Origin of the sequence: Paraburkholderia unamae, assembly GCF_003096875.1 — a bacterium.
Classification (GTDB): Bacteria; Pseudomonadota; Gammaproteobacteria; order Burkholderiales; family Burkholderiaceae; genus Paraburkholderia; species Paraburkholderia unamae.
The window spans coordinates 229287-246680 of sequence record NZ_QEOB01000015.1 but is presented as its reverse complement, the minus strand read 5'-3'; the positions used below and the strand labels follow the sequence as shown (position 1 = coordinate 246680).

24 protein-coding genes are annotated in these 17394 nt (G+C 61.9%); all 24 read left to right on the top strand.

What is annotated here, in order from left to right; genetic code table 11:
* Nucleotides 1-8 precede the first annotated feature (8 nt).
* The 24 genes from C7402_RS46450 to C7402_RS29295 all read left to right on the top strand — a co-directional run bounded on the left by C7402_RS46450 (nt 9) and on the right by C7402_RS29295 (nt 17388).
* The gene (locus C7402_RS46450; RefSeq protein ID WP_133254576.1) at nt 9-197 is read left to right on the top strand and encodes a hypothetical protein; all 189 of its coding nucleotides are present in this window, start codon (nt 9-11) and stop codon (nt 195-197) included.
* Nucleotides 190-2421 (top strand): portal protein, encoded by a 2232-nt coding sequence (locus tag C7402_RS29400; protein ID WP_116613111.1) that lies wholly within the window; start codon nt 190-192, stop codon nt 2419-2421. The genes C7402_RS46450 and C7402_RS29400 overlap by 8 nt, the downstream gene beginning before the upstream one ends.
* Nucleotides 2411-2701: a hypothetical protein gene (locus tag C7402_RS29395; RefSeq protein ID WP_116613110.1), complete on the top strand. Its 291-nt coding sequence runs from the start codon at nt 2411-2413 to the stop codon at nt 2699-2701. The genes C7402_RS29400 and C7402_RS29395 overlap by 11 nt, the downstream gene beginning before the upstream one ends.
* 61 nt (nt 2702-2762) lie before the next feature.
* Nucleotides 2763-3827 (top strand): hypothetical protein, encoded by a 1065-nt coding sequence (locus tag C7402_RS29390; protein WP_116613109.1) that lies wholly within the window; start codon nt 2763-2765, stop codon nt 3825-3827.
* 12 nt (nt 3828-3839) lie between these two features.
* On the top strand, nt 3840-4823 hold the full coding sequence (locus C7402_RS29385; protein ID WP_116613108.1) for an SU10 major capsid protein: 984 nt from the start codon (nt 3840-3842) through the stop codon (nt 4821-4823).
* Between the two features lie 68 nt (nt 4824-4891).
* Nucleotides 4892-5194: a hypothetical protein gene (locus C7402_RS46445; protein WP_133254575.1), complete on the top strand. Its 303-nt coding sequence runs from the start codon at nt 4892-4894 to the stop codon at nt 5192-5194.
* 2 nt (nt 5195-5196) lie between these two features.
* Complete coding sequence (locus tag C7402_RS29380) at nt 5197-5478, top strand: hypothetical protein (protein WP_116613107.1); 282 nt, start codon at nt 5197-5199, stop codon at nt 5476-5478.
* Nucleotide 5479: 1 nt separating this feature from the next.
* Nucleotides 5480-5818, top strand: a complete 339-nt coding sequence (locus tag C7402_RS29375; protein ID WP_116613106.1) for a hypothetical protein — start codon at nt 5480-5482, stop codon at nt 5816-5818.
* 1 nt (nt 5819) lies between these two features.
* Nucleotides 5820-6506 carry a phage adaptor protein gene (locus tag C7402_RS29370; RefSeq protein ID WP_116613105.1) on the top strand — a complete coding sequence of 229 codons (687 nt, stop codon included), beginning with the start codon at nt 5820-5822 and terminating at the stop codon, nt 6504-6506.
* Nucleotides 6503-8017, top strand: coding sequence for a hypothetical protein (locus tag C7402_RS29365; RefSeq protein ID WP_116613104.1), 1515 nt, complete (start codon nt 6503-6505; stop codon nt 8015-8017). The genes C7402_RS29370 and C7402_RS29365 overlap by 4 nt, the downstream gene beginning before the upstream one ends.
* On the top strand, nt 8014-8346 hold the full coding sequence (locus tag C7402_RS29360) for a hypothetical protein (protein WP_116613103.1): 333 nt from the start codon (nt 8014-8016) through the stop codon (nt 8344-8346). Before C7402_RS29365 ends, C7402_RS29360 begins: the two co-directional genes overlap by 4 nt.
* Before the next feature lie 2 nt (nt 8347-8348).
* Nucleotides 8349-8753, top strand: a complete 405-nt coding sequence (locus tag C7402_RS29355) for a hypothetical protein (protein ID WP_116613102.1) — start codon at nt 8349-8351, stop codon at nt 8751-8753.
* Nucleotides 8750-9619, top strand: a complete 870-nt coding sequence (locus C7402_RS29350; protein WP_116613101.1) for a hypothetical protein — start codon at nt 8750-8752, stop codon at nt 9617-9619. Before C7402_RS29355 ends, C7402_RS29350 begins: the two co-directional genes overlap by 4 nt.
* 12 nt (nt 9620-9631) lie before the next feature.
* Nucleotides 9632-9994 (top strand): hypothetical protein, encoded by a 363-nt coding sequence (locus tag C7402_RS29345; RefSeq protein ID WP_116613100.1) that lies wholly within the window; start codon nt 9632-9634, stop codon nt 9992-9994.
* Between the two features lie 201 nt (nt 9995-10195).
* Nucleotides 10196-11938 (top strand): hypothetical protein, encoded by a 1743-nt coding sequence (locus tag C7402_RS29340; protein ID WP_133254574.1) that lies wholly within the window; start codon nt 10196-10198, stop codon nt 11936-11938.
* A complete protein-coding gene (locus C7402_RS29335) occupies nt 11935-13644 on the top strand; it encodes a hypothetical protein (RefSeq protein WP_133254573.1) in 1710 nt (569 codons plus the stop codon). The genes C7402_RS29340 and C7402_RS29335 overlap by 4 nt, the downstream gene beginning before the upstream one ends.
* A gap of 109 nt (nt 13645-13753) precedes the next feature.
* Complete coding sequence (locus C7402_RS29330) at nt 13754-14812, top strand: hypothetical protein (RefSeq protein WP_116613097.1); 1059 nt, start codon at nt 13754-13756, stop codon at nt 14810-14812.
* A 33-nt stretch (nt 14813-14845) separates the two neighbouring features.
* Nucleotides 14846-15130, top strand: coding sequence for a hypothetical protein (locus C7402_RS29325; protein WP_116613096.1), 285 nt, complete (start codon nt 14846-14848; stop codon nt 15128-15130).
* Complete coding sequence (locus C7402_RS29320) at nt 15123-15320, top strand: hypothetical protein (RefSeq protein ID WP_116613095.1); 198 nt, start codon at nt 15123-15125, stop codon at nt 15318-15320. The genes C7402_RS29325 and C7402_RS29320 overlap by 8 nt, the downstream gene beginning before the upstream one ends.
* Complete coding sequence (locus C7402_RS29315; protein WP_116613094.1) at nt 15313-15648, top strand: DUF1003 domain-containing protein; 336 nt, start codon at nt 15313-15315, stop codon at nt 15646-15648. Before C7402_RS29320 ends, C7402_RS29315 begins: the two co-directional genes overlap by 8 nt.
* Entirely contained in the window at nt 15648-16133 is a 486-nt protein-coding gene (locus tag C7402_RS29310; RefSeq protein ID WP_116613093.1) for a lysozyme, read from the top strand. Before C7402_RS29315 ends, C7402_RS29310 begins: the two co-directional genes overlap by 1 nt.
* A complete protein-coding gene (locus tag C7402_RS29305; RefSeq protein ID WP_116613092.1) occupies nt 16130-16327 on the top strand; it encodes a hypothetical protein in 198 nt (65 codons plus the stop codon). Before C7402_RS29310 ends, C7402_RS29305 begins: the two co-directional genes overlap by 4 nt.
* Nucleotides 16328-16345: 18 nt before the next feature.
* Nucleotides 16346-16801 carry a hypothetical protein gene (locus C7402_RS29300; protein ID WP_116613091.1) on the top strand — a complete coding sequence of 152 codons (456 nt, stop codon included), beginning with the start codon at nt 16346-16348 and terminating at the stop codon, nt 16799-16801.
* Nucleotides 16801-17388, top strand: a complete 588-nt coding sequence (locus C7402_RS29295) for a lipase family protein (RefSeq protein ID WP_116613090.1) — start codon at nt 16801-16803, stop codon at nt 17386-17388. The genes C7402_RS29300 and C7402_RS29295 overlap by 1 nt, the downstream gene beginning before the upstream one ends.
* Nucleotides 17389-17394: the final 6 nt, after the last annotated feature.

Here is a 17394-nt window from a genome sequence, read left to right as displayed (position 1 = left end):
TTTTCCTCTTGAGCACTCAACCGAAAGCGCCGTCTCTTGACCAGCGAGTGAATGAGTTCGCCGGTATGAGTCGCGTTCAGTGGCTCACATACATCGCGCAGCTCGAACAGTGCATCGCCAAACTCGAGCTTCGCATTGAGCGGCTGGAACAGGCGCGCAAACCCGGCCCGAAGCCCAAGGATGCCAACAATGGCTGAAGCCAAGCGCATGACCGACGCCGAGTTGCTTGCCCAGATCGGGATGTACGAGAAAGCGGCGCTCGGCTCGTCTGTCTCTGTCGGGCCCACCGTCGGCGGTAGCGTCACGTCCACGTCGAGCCAGATGACGACGCTGGAAATCGACCGCTACAACGCGCTGAACGCTTACTTCGCTCGCCCGCTCGGCAACGAGATCGCGGACCGCTCACAGATTGTGATGCCTGAGTTGCGCGATACCGTCGAATGGATCATGCCGACGCTGATGGAGATCTTCGTTGGTTCGGGCAAGCCGGTGCAGTTCGATCCGCAGACGCCGCAGGACGAAGACCAGGCCGAGATCGAGACGGAAGTCGTGAACTACGTGTTCATGAAGCAGAACCCCGGCTTCTTCATCCTGCACGACTTCTTCAAGGACGCTCTGCTGCTGCGCAACGGCTACATTTCGAGCTACTGGCTCAAGAAGCGCAAGACGAGCGTCGAGAATTACTCGGGCCTCAATGAGGTCGAAGTCACGATGCTCATGCGTGACGCGGCGCAGAAGAAAGACGAGATCGAGATCCTTGAGCAGAAAGAGGATGTCGTTGTTGTCATGGACCCGATGCTCGGGCCGCAGCAGCAAACCACGTTCGATCTGAAGATCCGCCGTACGCGTCAGGTCGGTAAGGCTCAGGTTGAGTGCGTGCCGCCCGAAGAGATGCGCGTTTCTCCGCAGGCGCGCAGCGGTCTGGAAGGCTCTCCGTTCGTTGAGCACGAGTGCAAGAAGGCGCGCTCCGAACTGATCGAGATGGGCTTCGACCGCGCCAGGGTGGACGCGATCACGCGCGCGACGCCTGATTGGCTTGACCTGATTGCGCTGGCTCGTGACGAAGTGACAGACCAGCTTGGCGAGGAAGAGCCGAGCGACCCGGCCAGCCAGCTTGTATCGCTGCGCACCGTGTTTATCCGCATCGACTACGACGGCGACGGGATTGCAGAGCTTCGGCGCGTGATGGTCGGCGGCGAGCAGATCCTCGACAACGATGAGGTCGAGGAACTGAGCTTCACGTCGTGCTCCGCTGTGCGCATGCCGCACCGGCACGTGGGCATCAGCTACTACGACCTGCTCTACGATCTTCAGGTGATCAAGACGACGCTCTTCCGCCAGGCGCTCGACAACCTGTACATCTCGAACAATCAGGGCTACGCGGTTGACTGGCAGAAGGTCAACATGGGCGATCTGCTCACGTCGCGCCCTGGCCGGATTGTCCGCACCGACGGCGCACCGGAAGGCGTGATCATGCCGCTATCCACCCCGTCGAACATGATGAGCCAGGTCGTGCCGGCGCTCGAATACTGCGACTTGCAGCGCGAGATGCGAACCGGCATCGGCAAGGACACGATGGGCGTCGATGCTGACGCGTTGCAGGACGTCACGAAGGGCGGCCAGTTGGCCTCGATGTCCGCCGCGGCGAAGAAGACGCAGTTGCTTGCGCGCCTGCTCGCAGAAGGCGTCAAGGACACGTTCCAGAAGATCCACAACCTTCTCCGGCGTCATCAGGACGAAGAGATGGTCGTGCAGTTGACCAACCGCAAGTGGATCAACGTCAACCCGGCTGAGTGGCGCGAGCGCACCGAACTGCTGATCAACGTTGGCCTCGGCTCTGGTACGCGTGAAGATGCGCGCGCGAACGTGATGCTGCTCGGGCAGGCGCAGAAGGAACTGGCGCCGTTCGGTCTGGTCGGCCCGAAGCAGGCATTCAACACGTTCAAGAAGGTCTGCCATCTGCTCGGCGAGGAAAACCCGGACCAGTACGCGATGGACCCGGATTCGCAGGAGTTCCAGCAGTACCAGCAGGCGCACAAGCCGCAGCCCGATCCGCACGTGCAGGTCGCGCAGATCAAGGAACAAGGGGCCATGCAGCGCGCGCAGCTCGACGCGCACACGGCCCAGATGCAGACGCAGAGCCAACAGGCTTCGGACAACGCACATCTTCAATCGCAGCTCGTACAGGCACAGGCTGGCGAGCGCTCGGCTCAACTCAAGGCTCAGGCCGAGATCATTCACGCGGCGCAGCAGGGTCATCAGGATCGCGGCGTCGAACTGGCCAACATGCAGTCGCAGGAATGGCAGACGCTGGTCAAGGTCATCGGCTCTATCGTCGCCAGCCAGTTGAAGCAGAACGCGCAGGCCGACGCCGGCCAGATGATCAACCAGGACGTGAGCGAGGTTCAGCGTGGCGCCTGAAGAAGAAATCGTTCTCGGCGGCCGTGCCGCTGAAGTACTGGACTCGACCGTGTTCCTGAACGCGAAGAAGGCCGTCACGGAAGGCATCCAGCGCCAGATGCGCGCCGTTCCGCTCTCCGACCAGACGATGCACACGCGCCTGATCGTGGCGCTCCAGGTGTGGGACCAGCTTGAGAAGTATCTTGAGAACATCAAGCAGACGGGCGAAATCCGCCAGTTTGAGATCACGCAGGAAGAGGAGCGTAAGCGGCGCTTTGCGCTGTTTCAGTTCGGCAACTAGGCAGCATCCATCCAAGACAAGGGCTCACATCGGTGGGCCCTTTTTCATTTGAGGCCACGAAATGAGCGACGTACAAGCGACCACCCAGACGGGCGCCGCAGCACCTTCCCTCACGACTGAAGACGCGTTCCAGCGCTTCTTCGACGCCGGCGGTCTGAACGATGATCCGCCGCGTCAGGATGACGCCTCGCAGAATGCCGCTCAGACGCAGCAGGAAGGCGCACAGCAGGCCGCGCAGCTCGATCAAGGCCAACAGACGCAGCAGCAGGACGCGAGCCAGCAGCAGGACGATACGCCGACGTATGCCAGCCTCAGCGAACTGCTGAGCGCGCACAAGATCGACCCGGAGTCGGCCAAAGCGCTCCACGTGACCACGAAGATTGACGGCGTCGAAAGCCAAGTCCCGCTCGCCGAAATCATCGAGAGCTTCCAGCTCAAGGGCCACGTCAACAACAAGAGCATCGAGCTTTCGAACCAGCGCACCGCTTTCGAGCAGGAGCGCCAGGCCGTTCGCACGATGTTCCAGCAGCAGCTTCAGCAGAATCAGGCGCTGGGCAACCTTGCGCACAACATGCTGATGCAGGACTTCCAGCGCATCGACTGGAACGGTCTGCGCCAGAACAACCCGGCTGAGTTTGCCGCGCTTCAGACGGAGTTCCAGCAGCGTCAGGCTGGGATTCAGAACTACATGCAGCAGGTCAATCAGCAGGCCGCGCATGAGGAACAGCAGCGCCAGCATGCGCTATCGCAGTCGCTGGCCGGCGAGCAGGAAAAGTTAATGAACGCGATTCCCGCATGGCGCGACGAGAAGGTTGCTGCCGCGGATCGCCAGAAGATTGCCACGTACGCCCGCGAACGCGGATTCCAGGACGCCGAGCTAGGCCAGATTTACGACCACCGCTACATGCTGATTCTGCGTGATGCGGCGTTGTATCGGGAACTCCAAGCGTCCAGTCCGCAAGTTCTGAAACAGGTTCGGCAAGCGCCTCCTATGGCCGCCCCGGGATCTCGGCAAGACGTGAACCCACGCGAAGCGCAACGCAAGAACGTTATCGAGCGCTTCAACCGAAATCCTCGCGATTCGGACGCCCAACTGGCTGCGTTCGAATTCCTCGCGAACCAGTAAGGAGTAGCGATCATGGCAGTCCCCAGCGGTACTTTCCAGACGTACACGCAAACGAACATTCGGGAAGACCTCTCGAATCTCATCTTCAACGTCGATCCGTACAAGACCCCGGTCTTGAACATGGCGAAGAAGACGAAAGCCACCCAGCGCAACCACGAATGGGATACCGATTCGCTGGCCGCGCAAAACCTGTCCAACGCGCAGGTTGAAGGCGACACGCCGGCCACGTATCTCACCCTCACGCCGACCGCGCGTATGGGCAACTACGTGCAGACGTCCAACAAGCCCGTCAGCATCTCGGGTCTGTCGCAAGCGGTCGTGGCCGCCGGCGGCTCGAACAAGATGGGCTATCAGCTCCTGAAGAAGTCGAAGGAACTGAAGCGCGACATCGAGGGCATTCTGACCTACAACCATGCCAAGTCGATCGGCAATTCCACGACGGCATCGACGACGGCGGGACTGCCGGCGTGGCTCTACACCAACACGGTATTCCAGACGGGCGGCTCGCCTTCGGGTGCCAATCCGTCGTTGAACGCCAACGGCTGGACGGACGGCACCTCGACGCGCACGTACAACAGCGTGACCGCGGCCATCACCGAAGCGCAGGTGAAGCAGGTTCTGCAATCGATCTACAAGAATTCGGGCGATTGCCCCGAATACGCGATCGTGTCGCCGGCGAACAAGCAGAACATCTCGGCCTTCACCGGTCCGGGCACCCGCTTCATCGAAGTGGAAGACAAGACGCTGCAAACGGCGGTCGATGTCTACAGCTCGGATTTCGGCGACGTGAAGATCATCCCCGACATCTTCCTGGCTCAGTCGAAGGACTGCTTCTTCATCAACCCGGACTACATCCGCGTCGCGTATCTGCGCCCGTTCCAGACCATCCCGCTCGCGAAGGTCGGTGACAGCGACCAGAAGCTGTTGCTCGTGGACTACGCACTCGAAGTGGGCAACGAGCACGCGCACGGCCTGTTGACGGATACGACGGGCTGATCGTTTCACCTGAGAGGCAGTGTTTGGGGCGGCTTTCGGGTCGCCCCTTTTCTTTTTGAGGAAGCGAAATGTCCTGGACACCTCTCAGCCCGTGGCGGCCGATCCCCGGCACTGGCCAGAATCTCGCCATTGGCGCAGCGTCGGTTTCATCGACTGCGTTCAATCAATACACGCAGGCCGTTCAGATCTCCGCTATCGGCGGCAACTGTCACGTTCAGGTCGGCCAGTCTCCGACAGCTGTCGCAACGGACATGTTGGTCAAGGCCACCGATCAGCCTTACATCGTGCGCGTGGAAAACGGCGCAAAGATCGCCGTGATTCAGGACGGCTCGTCCACAGGCACCTTGAACGTAATCGAAGTGACACATTAGCCATGAAAACGACCGCGATCGACGACGGCGAAAAGGTCCACTTCAAGTACGAAGAGGATGTCGAGGACGTTCTGAACTATGCCCACGACAAGCGCGTGCAGGAAGGCGAATTCGAAAAGATGGGCGAGTTCAAGCAGATCATGCGCGTGCCCATGTCCGTCATGCTCGACATCAAGATCAAGTACGGCTGGGACTACATGCAGAAGGAACATTGGCCCATGGTCGCCAAGATCCTGAAGGGTCCCGAGTACTCGAAGTTCCGCACGACCAACCGGCAGATCTGACATGCAAAAGTACGTCAACAGCGTGGCGGCGGCTGCGACTGGCCTGCCGGTAGCCGGTGCCTCGGTGCAGGTCAACATGCACGGCGGCGGCGCGGCAACGATCTATTCGGACAATGGCGTGACTGTGGCAGCGAACCCTCTGACGACGGACACGAATGGCAGTTACGCGTTTTACGCGGCAGACGGCCGCTATGACCTCGTGATCAGCGGGACGAATATCACCACGACGACGGTGAGCGACGTGCTGCTCGTTGACGTGCTGCCCGCAGATCTCCAGACCACGCTGCCCGGATCAAGCGGCAAGCTGTGGAATAACGGCGGCGCGATCTCGGTGAGCTGACATGACCCAATTCGTTCGCCCCGTAGGTAACGGGACGCCAACAGGCGTCGCTGGCGTCTACGACTACTTTTCGCTGAAGCAGGCTGTGCAGGACTGGTTTGCGCGCTCCGATCTCGGCAGCTGGATCGACTACTTCATCCAGAAGGCCGAAGCCAAGATCTACCGCGACATCTTCGCGATGAACCAGGGGCAGGGCGTCTCGGACATCGAGACGGCGATGAACGTCACGACGCAGAGCGATGGCACCGCGCCGCTTCCTTCCGGCTATCTCGGTCTGAAGATCGGCCTCGTGAGTCTCGACAACAACACGTTCGAGCTTCAGCGCCGCAATCCCGAATTCATCTACACGCGCCATCCGTTTCGCGGTCCGGCCGGGACGCCAACGTATATCGCGCGTCAGGGCATGAACTTCATCTTCGGGCCATTCCCCGACCAGGCGTATCCCATCACCGGTATCTACTGGCAGCGCATGGGACAGCTCACCTCGGTGAACAACGTCACGTGGATGACGAATTCGATTCCGACGGTCCTGCTCGCCGCGTGCAATGCCGCGGTCGCGCGCTTCCTCAAGGACGAGGAGGCCATGCAGATCTGGGACGCTGAATACCTCTCGGAAATGAATGACTTCCTGCTCGCTGAGCGCGCGGAAGAAAACTCCGGCTCGGCCTTCGCGATGGTGGCGGGATGATCCTCGGCATTGCGGACTTCGCCCCGGACCTGCCGCCGAACAACTCGCGTGGCGCGTCGGCGAACATCGTCAACCTGTTCCCGAAGACGAGCGAATCGTGGGGACCGGTCGGCACGCTCGCGCCATTCAGCAGCAACGGGCTCGATTCGCAGTGTCTGGGTGCTTCGGTGGCGATCGACACGGGTGCAAACAACTACCTTTTCACCGGGAGCGCTGACAAGCTCTACGAGCTTGCGCCGGGCAATACGGGCTTCACGAACGTCAGCAAGGCAGGCGGTTACGCACTGGCCTCTGGCGAACGATGGAATTTCACTCAGTACGGGCAGCGCGTCATTGGCGCCGGTTGGGGGCAAAACCTCCAGTCGTTCGTGCTCAATTCGAGCACGGCATTCGCTGATCTCGCTGCCGCTGCACCTCAGGCCCGCTATATCTGGACCATCAAGGACTTCGTGATGGTCGGCAACACCTTTGACGGAACGAACGGCGCGCAGCCGCAGCGCGTGCAGTGGTGCGCGATCGATGATCCGACGACGTGGCCGGTCGAAGGAAGCGTTCAGGAAGCGCAGTTGCTTTCGGGGTCGCAGATCATTCCGGGTGACCAGGGTTGGCTCATGGGCGGCGTGGGGAACCTCGGTAATGCGGACGGCGCCGTGTTCTTCGAGCGCGCAATCTGGCGTGTGGTGTTTCAGGGCTCGCCCACGATCTTCGGCTTCTATCCGGCTGAAGGCGTGAAGGGTACGCCGTGTCCGAAAAGCATCGTCCACCTGGGCGCGCTGGCCTATTACGTGGGCGAAGACGGTTTCTATGCGTTCGACGGTTCGGCCTCGCGCCCGATCGGGGTGGATCGCGTCGATCAGACCTTCTGGAAGAACGTCAACACGTCGTATCTCGCGAACGTGGTGGGCGACTATGACCCGGCAAACCGCCTCGTGATGTGGCTCTACCCGTCGAACTCGTCGTCGAGCGGCGTCCCCGATTCGCTGCTCGTCTACAACTGGGCGCTCGACAAGTGGGGATTCGCGCAGGTCAACGCCGAGTACATCTTCCGCGCGATCACGCAGGGCTATTCGCTGGAGTCACTGAATTCGACCGGCTATACGCTCGACTCGCTGCCTTTCTCGCTCGATTCGCGCGTGTGGACGGGCGGCCAGGTGCTGATGGGCGCTTTCGACCCGAGCCACAAGCTGAATTACTTCACCGGCGCGCCGGCCAATGCGATAGCCGACACGGTTGAGCTTGAGCCGTTCGGCAAGGACGGAAAGCGCGCGCTTGTGAATTCAGTTCGCCCGCTTGTCGATGGCGCCGCGCCGACAGTCCAGATGGGCACGCGCCAGCGTTTGCTTGATACGCCGTCTTTCACTGCGGCGAGCTCGATCAACTCCAACGGTGAGTGCCCGGTGCGTGCGGACGGGCGCTATATGCGCGCGCGCGTGCAGTTGAGCGGGAGTTTCACGCATCTTCAGGGCGTCGAGATTCCCGAAGACTCGGTTAAAGAGACGGGCCGGCGATGACCCAGAAGGGCTATCAGGGCGTGCCCGAGATGCTGCCCAACGAGCAGGAGCATCGCCGCCAGATGGCGCGCGCCATCAATAACCAGTTGCAGGGCAAGACGAACAACGTGCTTCAGGTGACGCTCACGCCGAACGCCACGAGCACCACGATCATCGACGCCCGCATCGGCTTCAACACGTTCATCGGCTTCACTCCGCTCACCACGAACGCTTCGGCGGCGGTGACATCCGGCATGCACGTCTACTCACAGCAGAACGGTCAGGCAACGCTTGTTCACCCGAGCAGCGCCAACACGGACCAGACCTTCAACGTCGTTCTCATCGGATAGCCATGCTCTACGGAATTCAGAAACACCTCATTGACGAGGTGTGGGACGAAGTTCGTCCGTGGATTGCTGCGGCCTGCAAACGGAACCGCGGCAAATACGACGAGAACGACATTCGCATCGGGCTGCTGGAAGGCGAAGACCAGCTCTGGATCTGGCGCACCGAAACCGCATACGCGATCGGCATCACGCGCCTCTGCAATTACCCGAAGCAGCGCGTTTGCACGATCCGCATCGTGACCGGCACGAACGCAGCCGAGTGGCAAGACCAGGCAATGCCAGTCATCAGGCAGTGGGCGAAGGCGAACGGATGCGCCGCCATGGAACTTTGCGCGCGCAAGGGATGGGCGAGGCGTTTGAAAAAACAGGGGTTCGAAATGACTCACGTCTATCTTGAGGTAGCGCTATGAGCAGCGGCGGCACGACAACCAGCAATACCGTCACGAATCCCTGGTCCGGGCAACAGCCATATTTGGGTCAGGTGTTCCAGACGGCGCAGAACACCTATGACGCGCTGGCGCAGAATCCTTCGGCATCGGTCGCTGGATTCACGCCCATGCAGCAGCAAGCCATGGGCGCGACTCAGCAGGTCGCCAACGGGACGAATTTCAACAACGCGGCCGGCGTAAACAACGCGTCCGGAAGCTACACGACGGACCTGCTCAACGGTAGCTATCTGAATTCGAATCCTGGCAGTTCGATTTACAGCGGCATTGCGAATTCGGGAAACAATCCCTATACGTCAAGTGCGATGAATGCGGCGAACGACGCCATCACGCGTGCCTATCAAACCGCGACTGCACCGCAGACATCGAGCGCGATGGAGGCATCGGGGCGCTACGGATCGGGGGCCAACGCTCAGGCGGTCAGTCAGAACCAGCAGAATCTGGCCACGCAGCTTGGCAACACGGACGCGACGCTCGCGAACACGATGTATCAAGAAGGCATCCAGAACCAGTTGGGAGCAGCTTCGGGGCTGTCCACGAACTACAACAATGCTGCCCAGCAGCAGCTTCAAGGCTCGTACAACGCTCCCAGCCTCGTCAATTCGATCAACGGTGCCGCCACGAATCTGTACAACATGGGCGGTAACCAGCAGGCCCTCAATCAGGCACAGATCAATGCGCCGTGGAGCCTGCTGGGCAACTACAACAGTCTTATTCAAGGCAACTACGGCAGCTCGACGAGCGCCACGCAACCGTACTACAACAACACCGCAGGCCAGGTTATCGGCGGTCTGGGAAGCGCGGCGATGCTTGCCGGACTCCTTCTGTAAGCGAGGTCACAAATGAACTATTTCGGTTTTACGTCGCCGCAGATCTCGCAAGTGGGCGCCGGTTACGCATCCAACCCCATGAGCAGTGGAACAGTCGGTATGGGCACACTCTCGGGGATGGCCAACCCGATGATGCAGATGGCTGCAAATGGCTCATATGGGCAGGGACAGGCGCAGAACGCTTCGCAACCGATCCAGTCAAGCATGCTTCCTCAGCTTCTCGCCATGCAGCAGATGCAGCAAATGGGTCAACCCAGCCGTACGCCTCAATCGACGCTCGGATCGATGGCGCAGATGGCGCCGTCCATGGTGGGCCTGATGGCGCAGAATCCGCAACTCCTGAGCGGCCTTGGCGGCCTGCTGGGGGGCGCATAAATGGGCCTCCTGGATGGCAGCAGCCCGGACATCAGCAGCGGCCTGATGAACATGTACGCCGATCCGGGTAAAGCATCTCTGATGGGATTCTTCAATGGCCTCCTTCAATCGTCGGGCCCGTCGCGTATTCCGGTGAACATGGGGCAGGCATTCGCTGGTGGAATGCAGGGAGCCAATCAGGGTTTCGGAAACTCTCTTGGCATGCAACGCCAGTTGCTTCAGATGAAGGCCATACAGGGACTTCTCGGTGGCTCACCCGGTGCGCCGCAAACTGGCCCGCAGGGAGCGCCTGTAACGGGCTCGGCAAACGTGGGCGCACTCTCGGGCCCGACTGCGGGCATGGGGCCGTACGCGGGCTATGGTGGCGCGCCTCAAGGACCGAGTGATGCTGGCGCTCCTGCACCATCTGCCCCGAGCATCTTCGGCCGCACGCCGCAGCAACTCTGGCAGCAGGGCATGATGATGAACCTCGCTGGCATCCCTGGCGGCGCGGACATGATGAAGATGGCGGCGCAATACGATCCGACGCTTCAAGCCCAGATGCCGACGGATATCACGAAGATGGGCACGCAAGGCGGCATGTCGGCGGGGGAGATTCAGGCGGCCAATCGCGCGGGCGTCGGCAAGGCGAACTACATTGCACCGGTGAACGCGCGGCCCGGCGCAATTCTGCGCGATCCGCTCACGATGCAGCCGATGGCGTTCAATCCGAACATTCCTGCGGGCGGCACGCCGGTCTTCGATGCATCGGGCAACGTGGTGGGCATCAACCAGATTCCGGGCGCCGCGAATGTGACCGGCGCAATGGCTGCGGCGAAGGCAGGCGGCGAAGGCTCGATGATCCCGTATTCGGGCTTCGACTTGCAGGGGAATCCTCTGCCTGTGACGAACCGCACTGCGGCCGCCACGCAAGTAGGCGCGGCACCTACGCTGTCTGGCATATTCGCGCAGCAGGAATCGAACGGCGGCAAGACCGCTCCGGACAATCCGTATCAGATCCAGCAGGGCACCTTCAACCAATACGCGCAGCCTAGCGAATCATGGAGCAATCCAGGTGACCGGAGCGCCGTGGCACAGCGTGTTCTCGCTGGATACAGCCAGAAATACGGCGGCGACCTCGGGCGCATCGCTACGGCCTACTTCTCTGGCGAAGGCAACGTTGCTCCTGCTGGCAGTCCGACGCCGTTTATCAAGAACACCGCTGATAGCAACGGGAAAACCGTTGCCTCGTATGTTGGCGACATCATGGGACGCGCAGGCGGTTCGAGTTTTGGCGGCGGCGCTCCGCAGCAGGGCAACGGCCAGATCTACGCTGCTCAGCCGATGGGTGCGAATACCTTCGCTCAAGGTCAAGTCCAGCAGATGCAGCAGCGCTGGAACACGCTGCGCGACCAGAACGCCTCGGCTCAGACGGTGATCTCGCAATTGCAGAACATCTCGCAGCTCGCGCCGAACGCGATCACCGGCGCAGAAGCGGACAAGCGCGCGTACGCAAACGGCTTGCTCTCGCTCGTCGGCGTACCCGGCGCGCAGGACGCGAAGACTGCGACCGATCTGCTCGACAAGTACTCGAACCAGATCATCGCGAAACTCGGCCAGGGTGGCCTTGGCACGGACGCCGCGCGCTCGATCGTCTCGGCCGGCAACCCGAACGCGCACATGACGGTCCCGGCCATTCAGGAGGCCGTGCGCAACCTGATCGGCCAGTACCAGATGACGCAGGCGAAGGCGAATGTGCTCCAGCAGTACGCGAATAGCAACAATCCTGCTGGCTACACGAAGGCGGAAACGACCTTCGACCAGAATGCCGACCCGCGCATTTGGGAATACCAGTCGATCCAGGACCCGGCCGCGCGCCAGAAGTTTGCCGCTGGCGTGCTCAAGCAAGATCCGAAGTTCGGCCAGAAGATTCAGGCGCTTGAGCAAATTGGAGCCCTGCAATGAGCATTGCGGATCAGTTCTCGGCTGACGCCACTGCGGGCGGCACGAGTGCACAGCAGCCGGTATCGCTTTCTCAGCAGTTCGCCGCAGATGCGGCAGCTGGCGCGAAGGCAACTCCGCGTCCGCCGTCCCCGCAAACGCCCGCTGCACAAGGCTCGCAGCCAGGTATGCTTGCATCGCTCGGCGCGGGGCTCGGGCATGGCCTCGGTGAAACGGCGCTTGGCGCGCAGCAGTTGCTTGGGCGCGGGCTCACTACGCTTGGCTCGACGAGCGTTGGACCATGGCTCTCGCAGGACGCTCAGCAGGGTATCGCGAACCTCAACAGCCAATATGCGCCTTACAGTGCCGCCCATCCGATCGTCGCCGGCGCTGGCAACATCGGCGGTCAGGTTGCCGGGACCGCGCCTCTGGCCATGGCCGCGCCTGAAATGGCCGGCATGGGGCTGCTCGGGCGCGCGGGCGTGGGCGCTGGTCTGGGTGCTGCGAGCGGCGCTGTTTCCCCTGTCGAGAATCCCGGTGACAACTTCTGGCAGCAGAAAGCCGGGCAGATCGGTTTGAATGCGGCCGTCGGCGGCATCGCCACACCGGTCGCCGCAGGACTCGGCAGCGCGGTCAGCGGCGTAACCGATCCACTGCGCCAGAAACTCGCCGGCATGGGTATCAACATGACGCCCGGGCAGATTGCCGGCGGCGGCTGGCAAACGCTTGAGAACAAGGCATCGAGCCTGCCGCTCATTGGCGACATGATCAAGGGCGCGCAGCAGCGCGGCGTGCAGTCGTTCAACCGCGCGACCTACGATCAGGTCCTGGAGCCGCTTGGGCAGACGTACTCCGGGCCGCTCGGTCAGGAGGGCGTGAGCGCAGTCAAGAAGACGGTGAGCGATGCCTACAACAATGCGCTCGGCAACATGACGTTTCGCGCGACCGATCCGCAATTCCAGGCTGATATCACGAACCTCACCGGGCTCGCTCAGGGGTTGCCAGCCGCGCAGCAGCGCACGTTCATGAACACGCTGCAAACGCAGGTATTCGGCAAGCTTGGCCCTCAAGGTTTGATGGACGGGTCCACGCTTCAGGGCGCGCAAAGTGAACTCGGACGCCTCGCACGCGGATACTCTGGCGACGCGTCCTTCGATAACCGTCAACTCGGCTCTGCCATTGGCGAGATCAAGAGCGCAATCGACGCATCATTGCCGCGCTATAACGCTCCAGACGCCGTTACGCAGAAAGCTGCGGCCGATGCTGCCTATGCGAACTACGTGCGCCTGCGCGGTGCGGCTGCTTCGAAGGGAGCAATGGACAACGGCGGCATTTTCACGCCCGCACAACTTCAGGGCGCGGTCCGCGCTAATGACAAGTCTGTTGGCAAGGGCGCATCGGCAACCGGCAACGCACTGATGCAGGACTTCTCGCAGGACGCGATGAATGTGCTCGGGAAGGGCTATCCGGACAGTGGAACGGCAGGGCGTCTCGGGACGGCCGGCGCAATTGGTGCGCTGTTCTCGCACCCTGGAATGCTGCTGAGTCCGTGGACGTACGCCGCGGCAGCGCCCGCACTCGCCTATACGCCGATGGGGCAACGCCTAGCGCAAGGGCTTTTGATGAGCCGACCAGCGTTTGCCCAGCCAATAGGCAACGCGATAACTAACCGGCTTGCGCCCCTCACGCCGGGCCTTCTCGGCGCGAGCCTTCAGAGTGGATCGCAGTGATGGAATCGAAGCGACGATTGCCGTTGCAATCATCCGCTGCCATTGATCTGGCGTCATGAAAATCTCCAGCCCCGCCTAGTGCGGGGTTTTTCATTCTACAGGATCTGAAATGCTGCAATTGCTACTCGGTCTGTGGTCGCAGACGGCGGCCAACAACGCCACGGCGGACCCTGCGATCAACTGGCAGGAGGGCCAGCCGCCGTCGTCGGTGAACGATTCCGCACGCGCCATGATGGCCGCGATCGCCACGTGGTTCGCCTCGGCGGAATGGATCAACCCGGCGCTGACGCCGACCTATGTGAGCGGCACGCAATTCACGGTCGCGGGCAACCAGACGAGTCTCTACGCGGTCGGGCGCCGCGTGCGCACGTTCAACACGGGCGGCACGCTCTACGGGACCGTCACGGCATCGGCTTACTCGACAGTGACGACCGTCACCGTGGCCATGGACTCCGGTTCCATGGACTCCGGCCTGTCCGAAGTCGATGTCGGCATCAATACGCCTGGCCGCTCGCTGCTCGGCTCGCTCATCAACGTGCAGGTCCTTTTGGCAACCGGCACCTATACGCCGACTCCGGGCGCGACGAAAGCGATTGTCGCTGGCGTGGGCGGTGGGGCGGCTGGTGGCGGCACGATTGCGACCACCTCGACCACGGTATGCGCCGGGTGCGGTGGGGGCTCGGGGGCATTCGGCGTGATCCTGATCATGGGCGGTCTGTCCGCTCAATCGGTGACGATCGGCGCAGGCGGTGTCGGCGTTTCAGGCGCGAATGGCGGCTACGGCAACCAGACGCTCTTTGGCTCACTGCTCACGCTCCCAGGCGGCGTCCCCGGCCAGGTCGGAACGCTCGGCGGCGGCAGCACCGCGGCGAACGTGAGCGCGCCATCTGGCGGCCTGCCTGCCTTCCCGAGCGGGAGCGGGAACTTCCTGTTCGCTACGGCTGGGAATGCCGGGAAAGCAGGCTTCGCGCTGTCGAACCCGCTGGGCGGGGACGGCGGCAGCAGCCCCTTCGGATCGGGTGGTCCTGGGGGCACAGCGGGCACCGGCAGCGCGGGCATTGGATTGGGCGCAGGCGGCGCAGGGAGCGCCCGCAACATCAACTCGGCAGCCAGCGCAGGTTTCAACGGCACAGGTGGCTGCATCCTCGTTTTCGAATTCGCACAATAACCCACACCTCACGGGGAACCTATGGATCAGGCTATGGCTATTGCCGAACTGCGAGCGCGTCAGGACGCGACCGACGATGCCATCGAAAAACTCGACGCTCGCATGACGCGGCAGGACGAAATCATTGCAGGCCTGCGCGAGGCAGTCGCCAAGGTGGCCACGAAAGAGGATGTCGCAGCGCTGCGTGATGACATCAACATCGCGCATACCCGGCAGATGTCCGACGCGATCAACGCCATTCCCGGCAAGTGGGCAGCCATCTTCGCCGGGATTCTCGCGCTGGCCGAAATCATCAAACTGTTCGCCTCCCATGGATGACGAACTGATCGAAGGGCGCTTCGAGCTTCACGAAGCTTTGTTCGAGCACTGTTCGCAACGCCTGGATGCGCTTGAAGAAGATCGTGAAGCAAATCATGCGCGCGTGATCAACTGGGCCATGCTCGGGCTGTTCGTGATCGAGGTGGTAATCGGCATTGCAGAAATCTGGCTGATGGTGCGCCATGCTTAAACGCCTCTACCTGAAATTCCGCGAGGAAAAAACCTTCCTGCGCATCCTGATTCTCTTCGTCGTCCTGGCCCTGGTCCTTCACCACCTGTTCGGCATCGACCCGGATTGGGGCGGCACGAATCTCACGCTCTCCATCGAGGCGGCCATCGCGAGCGCGGTAATCATGATGGAGCAGAAGCGATCAGGCGAAGTCCAGCAAAAGCAGCTTGAAGCGATTCTCGCAATGGCCGAGGCGCAGCGCGACATGCTGGCCGATCACGCCACGCTATTGAAGACGCTCAAGGAAGGCGATGAGCGGCTCCTGAAAACTCTCACCGGAGAAGAATAGTGGACTACTCACAAGATGGTCTCCACCTGACCGAGTCTTTCGAGTCCGACGGCGGCCCAAAGCTCGTTGCGTACAAGCCTCTTCCCACCGATCCGTGGACGATCGGCTACGGCCATACGCTCGGCGTGCACGAAGGCATGACTTGCACGCCGGAAGAGGCTCAGCAATGGCTCCTGGAAGATGTCCAGTGGGCGGCAAACGCCGTCAATCTATACGTGAAGCCTGGCATGACGCAGGAAGAGTTCGATGCATTCGTGGACTTCACCTTCAACGTTGGCATCAATGCGTTCAAGAACTCGACGATGCTCCGCAAGTTCAACGCCAACGACGTCCAGGGAGCGATCGACGAATTCGAGAAGTGGGACATCTCGGCCGGCCAGGTGGTCGCTGGTCTGCTGCGCCGGCGCGATGCTGAAAAGGCGCTCTTCACCTTGGGGGCCGACTTCTCGGGGGAAGCCCAACCGCAACCGGAGGTGCCCGCATGAACTCGTCTCCCGTTTCGACCGGCGCATCCGCAGTCACTGGCGCAATGCTGGGGGGCTGCATTGTGTGGTTCTGCCAGGCACTCAAGATCGCTACGCCTCCCGCTGAAGTGGCTGGAACCATGGGCGCGATTCTCCTGACCGCTGCTCATTACGTCGTCAACGCCATCAACTCCCGCAACACTCCCAAGCAGTAACCACCCCAAGGAACCGTCATGAAATCCAAGATGCTGCTTCTCGCGGCAGGGTTAGCCCTGTCCGCTCTCTTTGGCTGCTCGACCGCTCAGCAGCAGACCGCCGCGGGCGATCTCGCGAAACTCCAGGCGACAGTCGCCAACGGTTGCAGCGTCGTGCAGCCCACGCTGCAAAGCATCGCCGTGCTCGATCCGACCGTTGCTGCCGCCGCTACCGCGAATGGCCTGTTCTGCGCGACGGCCGGCGCCATCACCGTGACCTCGGTCCAGACGCTGCTCGCGACGGGTGTCCCGGCGCTCGAACAGGCGATCAACGCATCGACGCAGATCCCGAAGGACCAGAAGCCGCTGTTCATCGCGGCTATCGGCATCTTCTCTTTGACGTTGCAGAACGCGATGACGGTCTACGGATCGCCCGCTGCGCCCGCTGGGGCTTCGGCACCTGCCGCTGCTTCTGCGCCCGCAGCGAGCCAGTGATGCAGGCGCGTGACTACGCGGTGCTCGCGCAAGAGGCATATTCCGCAGCGCCGGATATCGGGGTTGCGGATAGCGCATCGCGCGCGATCGTGCGGCACACGGCGGCCGGTCTGTGCATCGCTTTCCGCGGTACGGATGATGTTGCGAGCTTCGCGGCTGACTTCGACATTGCGCCGCTCGATGTGCCGGGCGTGGGCACCGTCTATACCGGCTTCTGGCGTGCATGGGAGGCGATGGAGCTTGGCGTGCTGGCTGCGGCTGCCGGCCAGCCTGTGACGCTCTGCGGGCACTCCCTCGGGGCTGCGCTGGCCCTGTGTGCGGCTGCCGCGATGGTGGTGGGCGGTAATGCGCCTGCCGCTGTCTATGGTTTCGAGCCTCCGCGCGTGGGCGTCGATCTTGGTATCCGCGCGGCGCTCGCCAACGTGCCGGTGCATCTCTTCAAGAACGGCAACGACATCGTTTGCGACGTGCCGCCCGGCGGCCATCACGCCGCGCTGCTCATTCCCATCGGCAAAGCGACATTGCCGTGGGGGAACCTCATCGATCACGAGATCGCGCGCGTGATCGCGGCCTTTCCAACTCCGTAGCCAATC

Coding starts and splice junctions, on each gene's coding strand:
- C7402_RS29400 (WP_116613111.1), top strand. CDS start 190: ATGGCTGAAGCCAAGCGCATGACCGACGCCGAGTTGCTTGCCCAGATC.
- C7402_RS29390 (WP_116613109.1), top strand. CDS start 2,763: ATGAGCGACGTACAAGCGACCACCCAGACGGGCGCCGCAGCACCTTCC.
- C7402_RS29385 (WP_116613108.1), top strand. CDS start 3,840: ATGGCAGTCCCCAGCGGTACTTTCCAGACGTACACGCAAACGAACATT.
- C7402_RS46445 (WP_133254575.1), top strand. CDS start 4,892: ATGTCCTGGACACCTCTCAGCCCGTGGCGGCCGATCCCCGGCACTGGC.
- C7402_RS29380 (WP_116613107.1), top strand. CDS start 5,197: ATGAAAACGACCGCGATCGACGACGGCGAAAAGGTCCACTTCAAGTAC.
- C7402_RS29375 (WP_116613106.1), top strand. CDS start 5,480: ATGCAAAAGTACGTCAACAGCGTGGCGGCGGCTGCGACTGGCCTGCCG.
- C7402_RS29370 (WP_116613105.1), top strand. CDS start 5,820: ATGACCCAATTCGTTCGCCCCGTAGGTAACGGGACGCCAACAGGCGTC.
- C7402_RS29365 (WP_116613104.1), top strand. CDS start 6,503: ATGATCCTCGGCATTGCGGACTTCGCCCCGGACCTGCCGCCGAACAAC.
- C7402_RS29360 (WP_116613103.1), top strand. CDS start 8,014: ATGACCCAGAAGGGCTATCAGGGCGTGCCCGAGATGCTGCCCAACGAG.
- C7402_RS29355 (WP_116613102.1), top strand. CDS start 8,349: ATGCTCTACGGAATTCAGAAACACCTCATTGACGAGGTGTGGGACGAA.
- C7402_RS29350 (WP_116613101.1), top strand. CDS start 8,750: ATGAGCAGCGGCGGCACGACAACCAGCAATACCGTCACGAATCCCTGG.
- C7402_RS29345 (WP_116613100.1), top strand. CDS start 9,632: ATGAACTATTTCGGTTTTACGTCGCCGCAGATCTCGCAAGTGGGCGCC.
- C7402_RS29340 (WP_133254574.1), top strand. CDS start 10,196: ATGCAACGCCAGTTGCTTCAGATGAAGGCCATACAGGGACTTCTCGGT.
- C7402_RS29335 (WP_133254573.1), top strand. CDS start 11,935: ATGAGCATTGCGGATCAGTTCTCGGCTGACGCCACTGCGGGCGGCACG.
- C7402_RS29330 (WP_116613097.1), top strand. CDS start 13,754: ATGCTGCAATTGCTACTCGGTCTGTGGTCGCAGACGGCGGCCAACAAC.
- C7402_RS29325 (WP_116613096.1), top strand. CDS start 14,846: ATGGCTATTGCCGAACTGCGAGCGCGTCAGGACGCGACCGACGATGCC.
- C7402_RS29320 (WP_116613095.1), top strand. CDS start 15,123: ATGGATGACGAACTGATCGAAGGGCGCTTCGAGCTTCACGAAGCTTTG.
- C7402_RS29315 (WP_116613094.1), top strand. CDS start 15,313: ATGCTTAAACGCCTCTACCTGAAATTCCGCGAGGAAAAAACCTTCCTG.
- C7402_RS29305 (WP_116613092.1), top strand. CDS start 16,130: ATGAACTCGTCTCCCGTTTCGACCGGCGCATCCGCAGTCACTGGCGCA.
- C7402_RS29300 (WP_116613091.1), top strand. CDS start 16,346: ATGAAATCCAAGATGCTGCTTCTCGCGGCAGGGTTAGCCCTGTCCGCT.
- C7402_RS29295 (WP_116613090.1), top strand. CDS start 16,801: ATGCAGGCGCGTGACTACGCGGTGCTCGCGCAAGAGGCATATTCCGCA.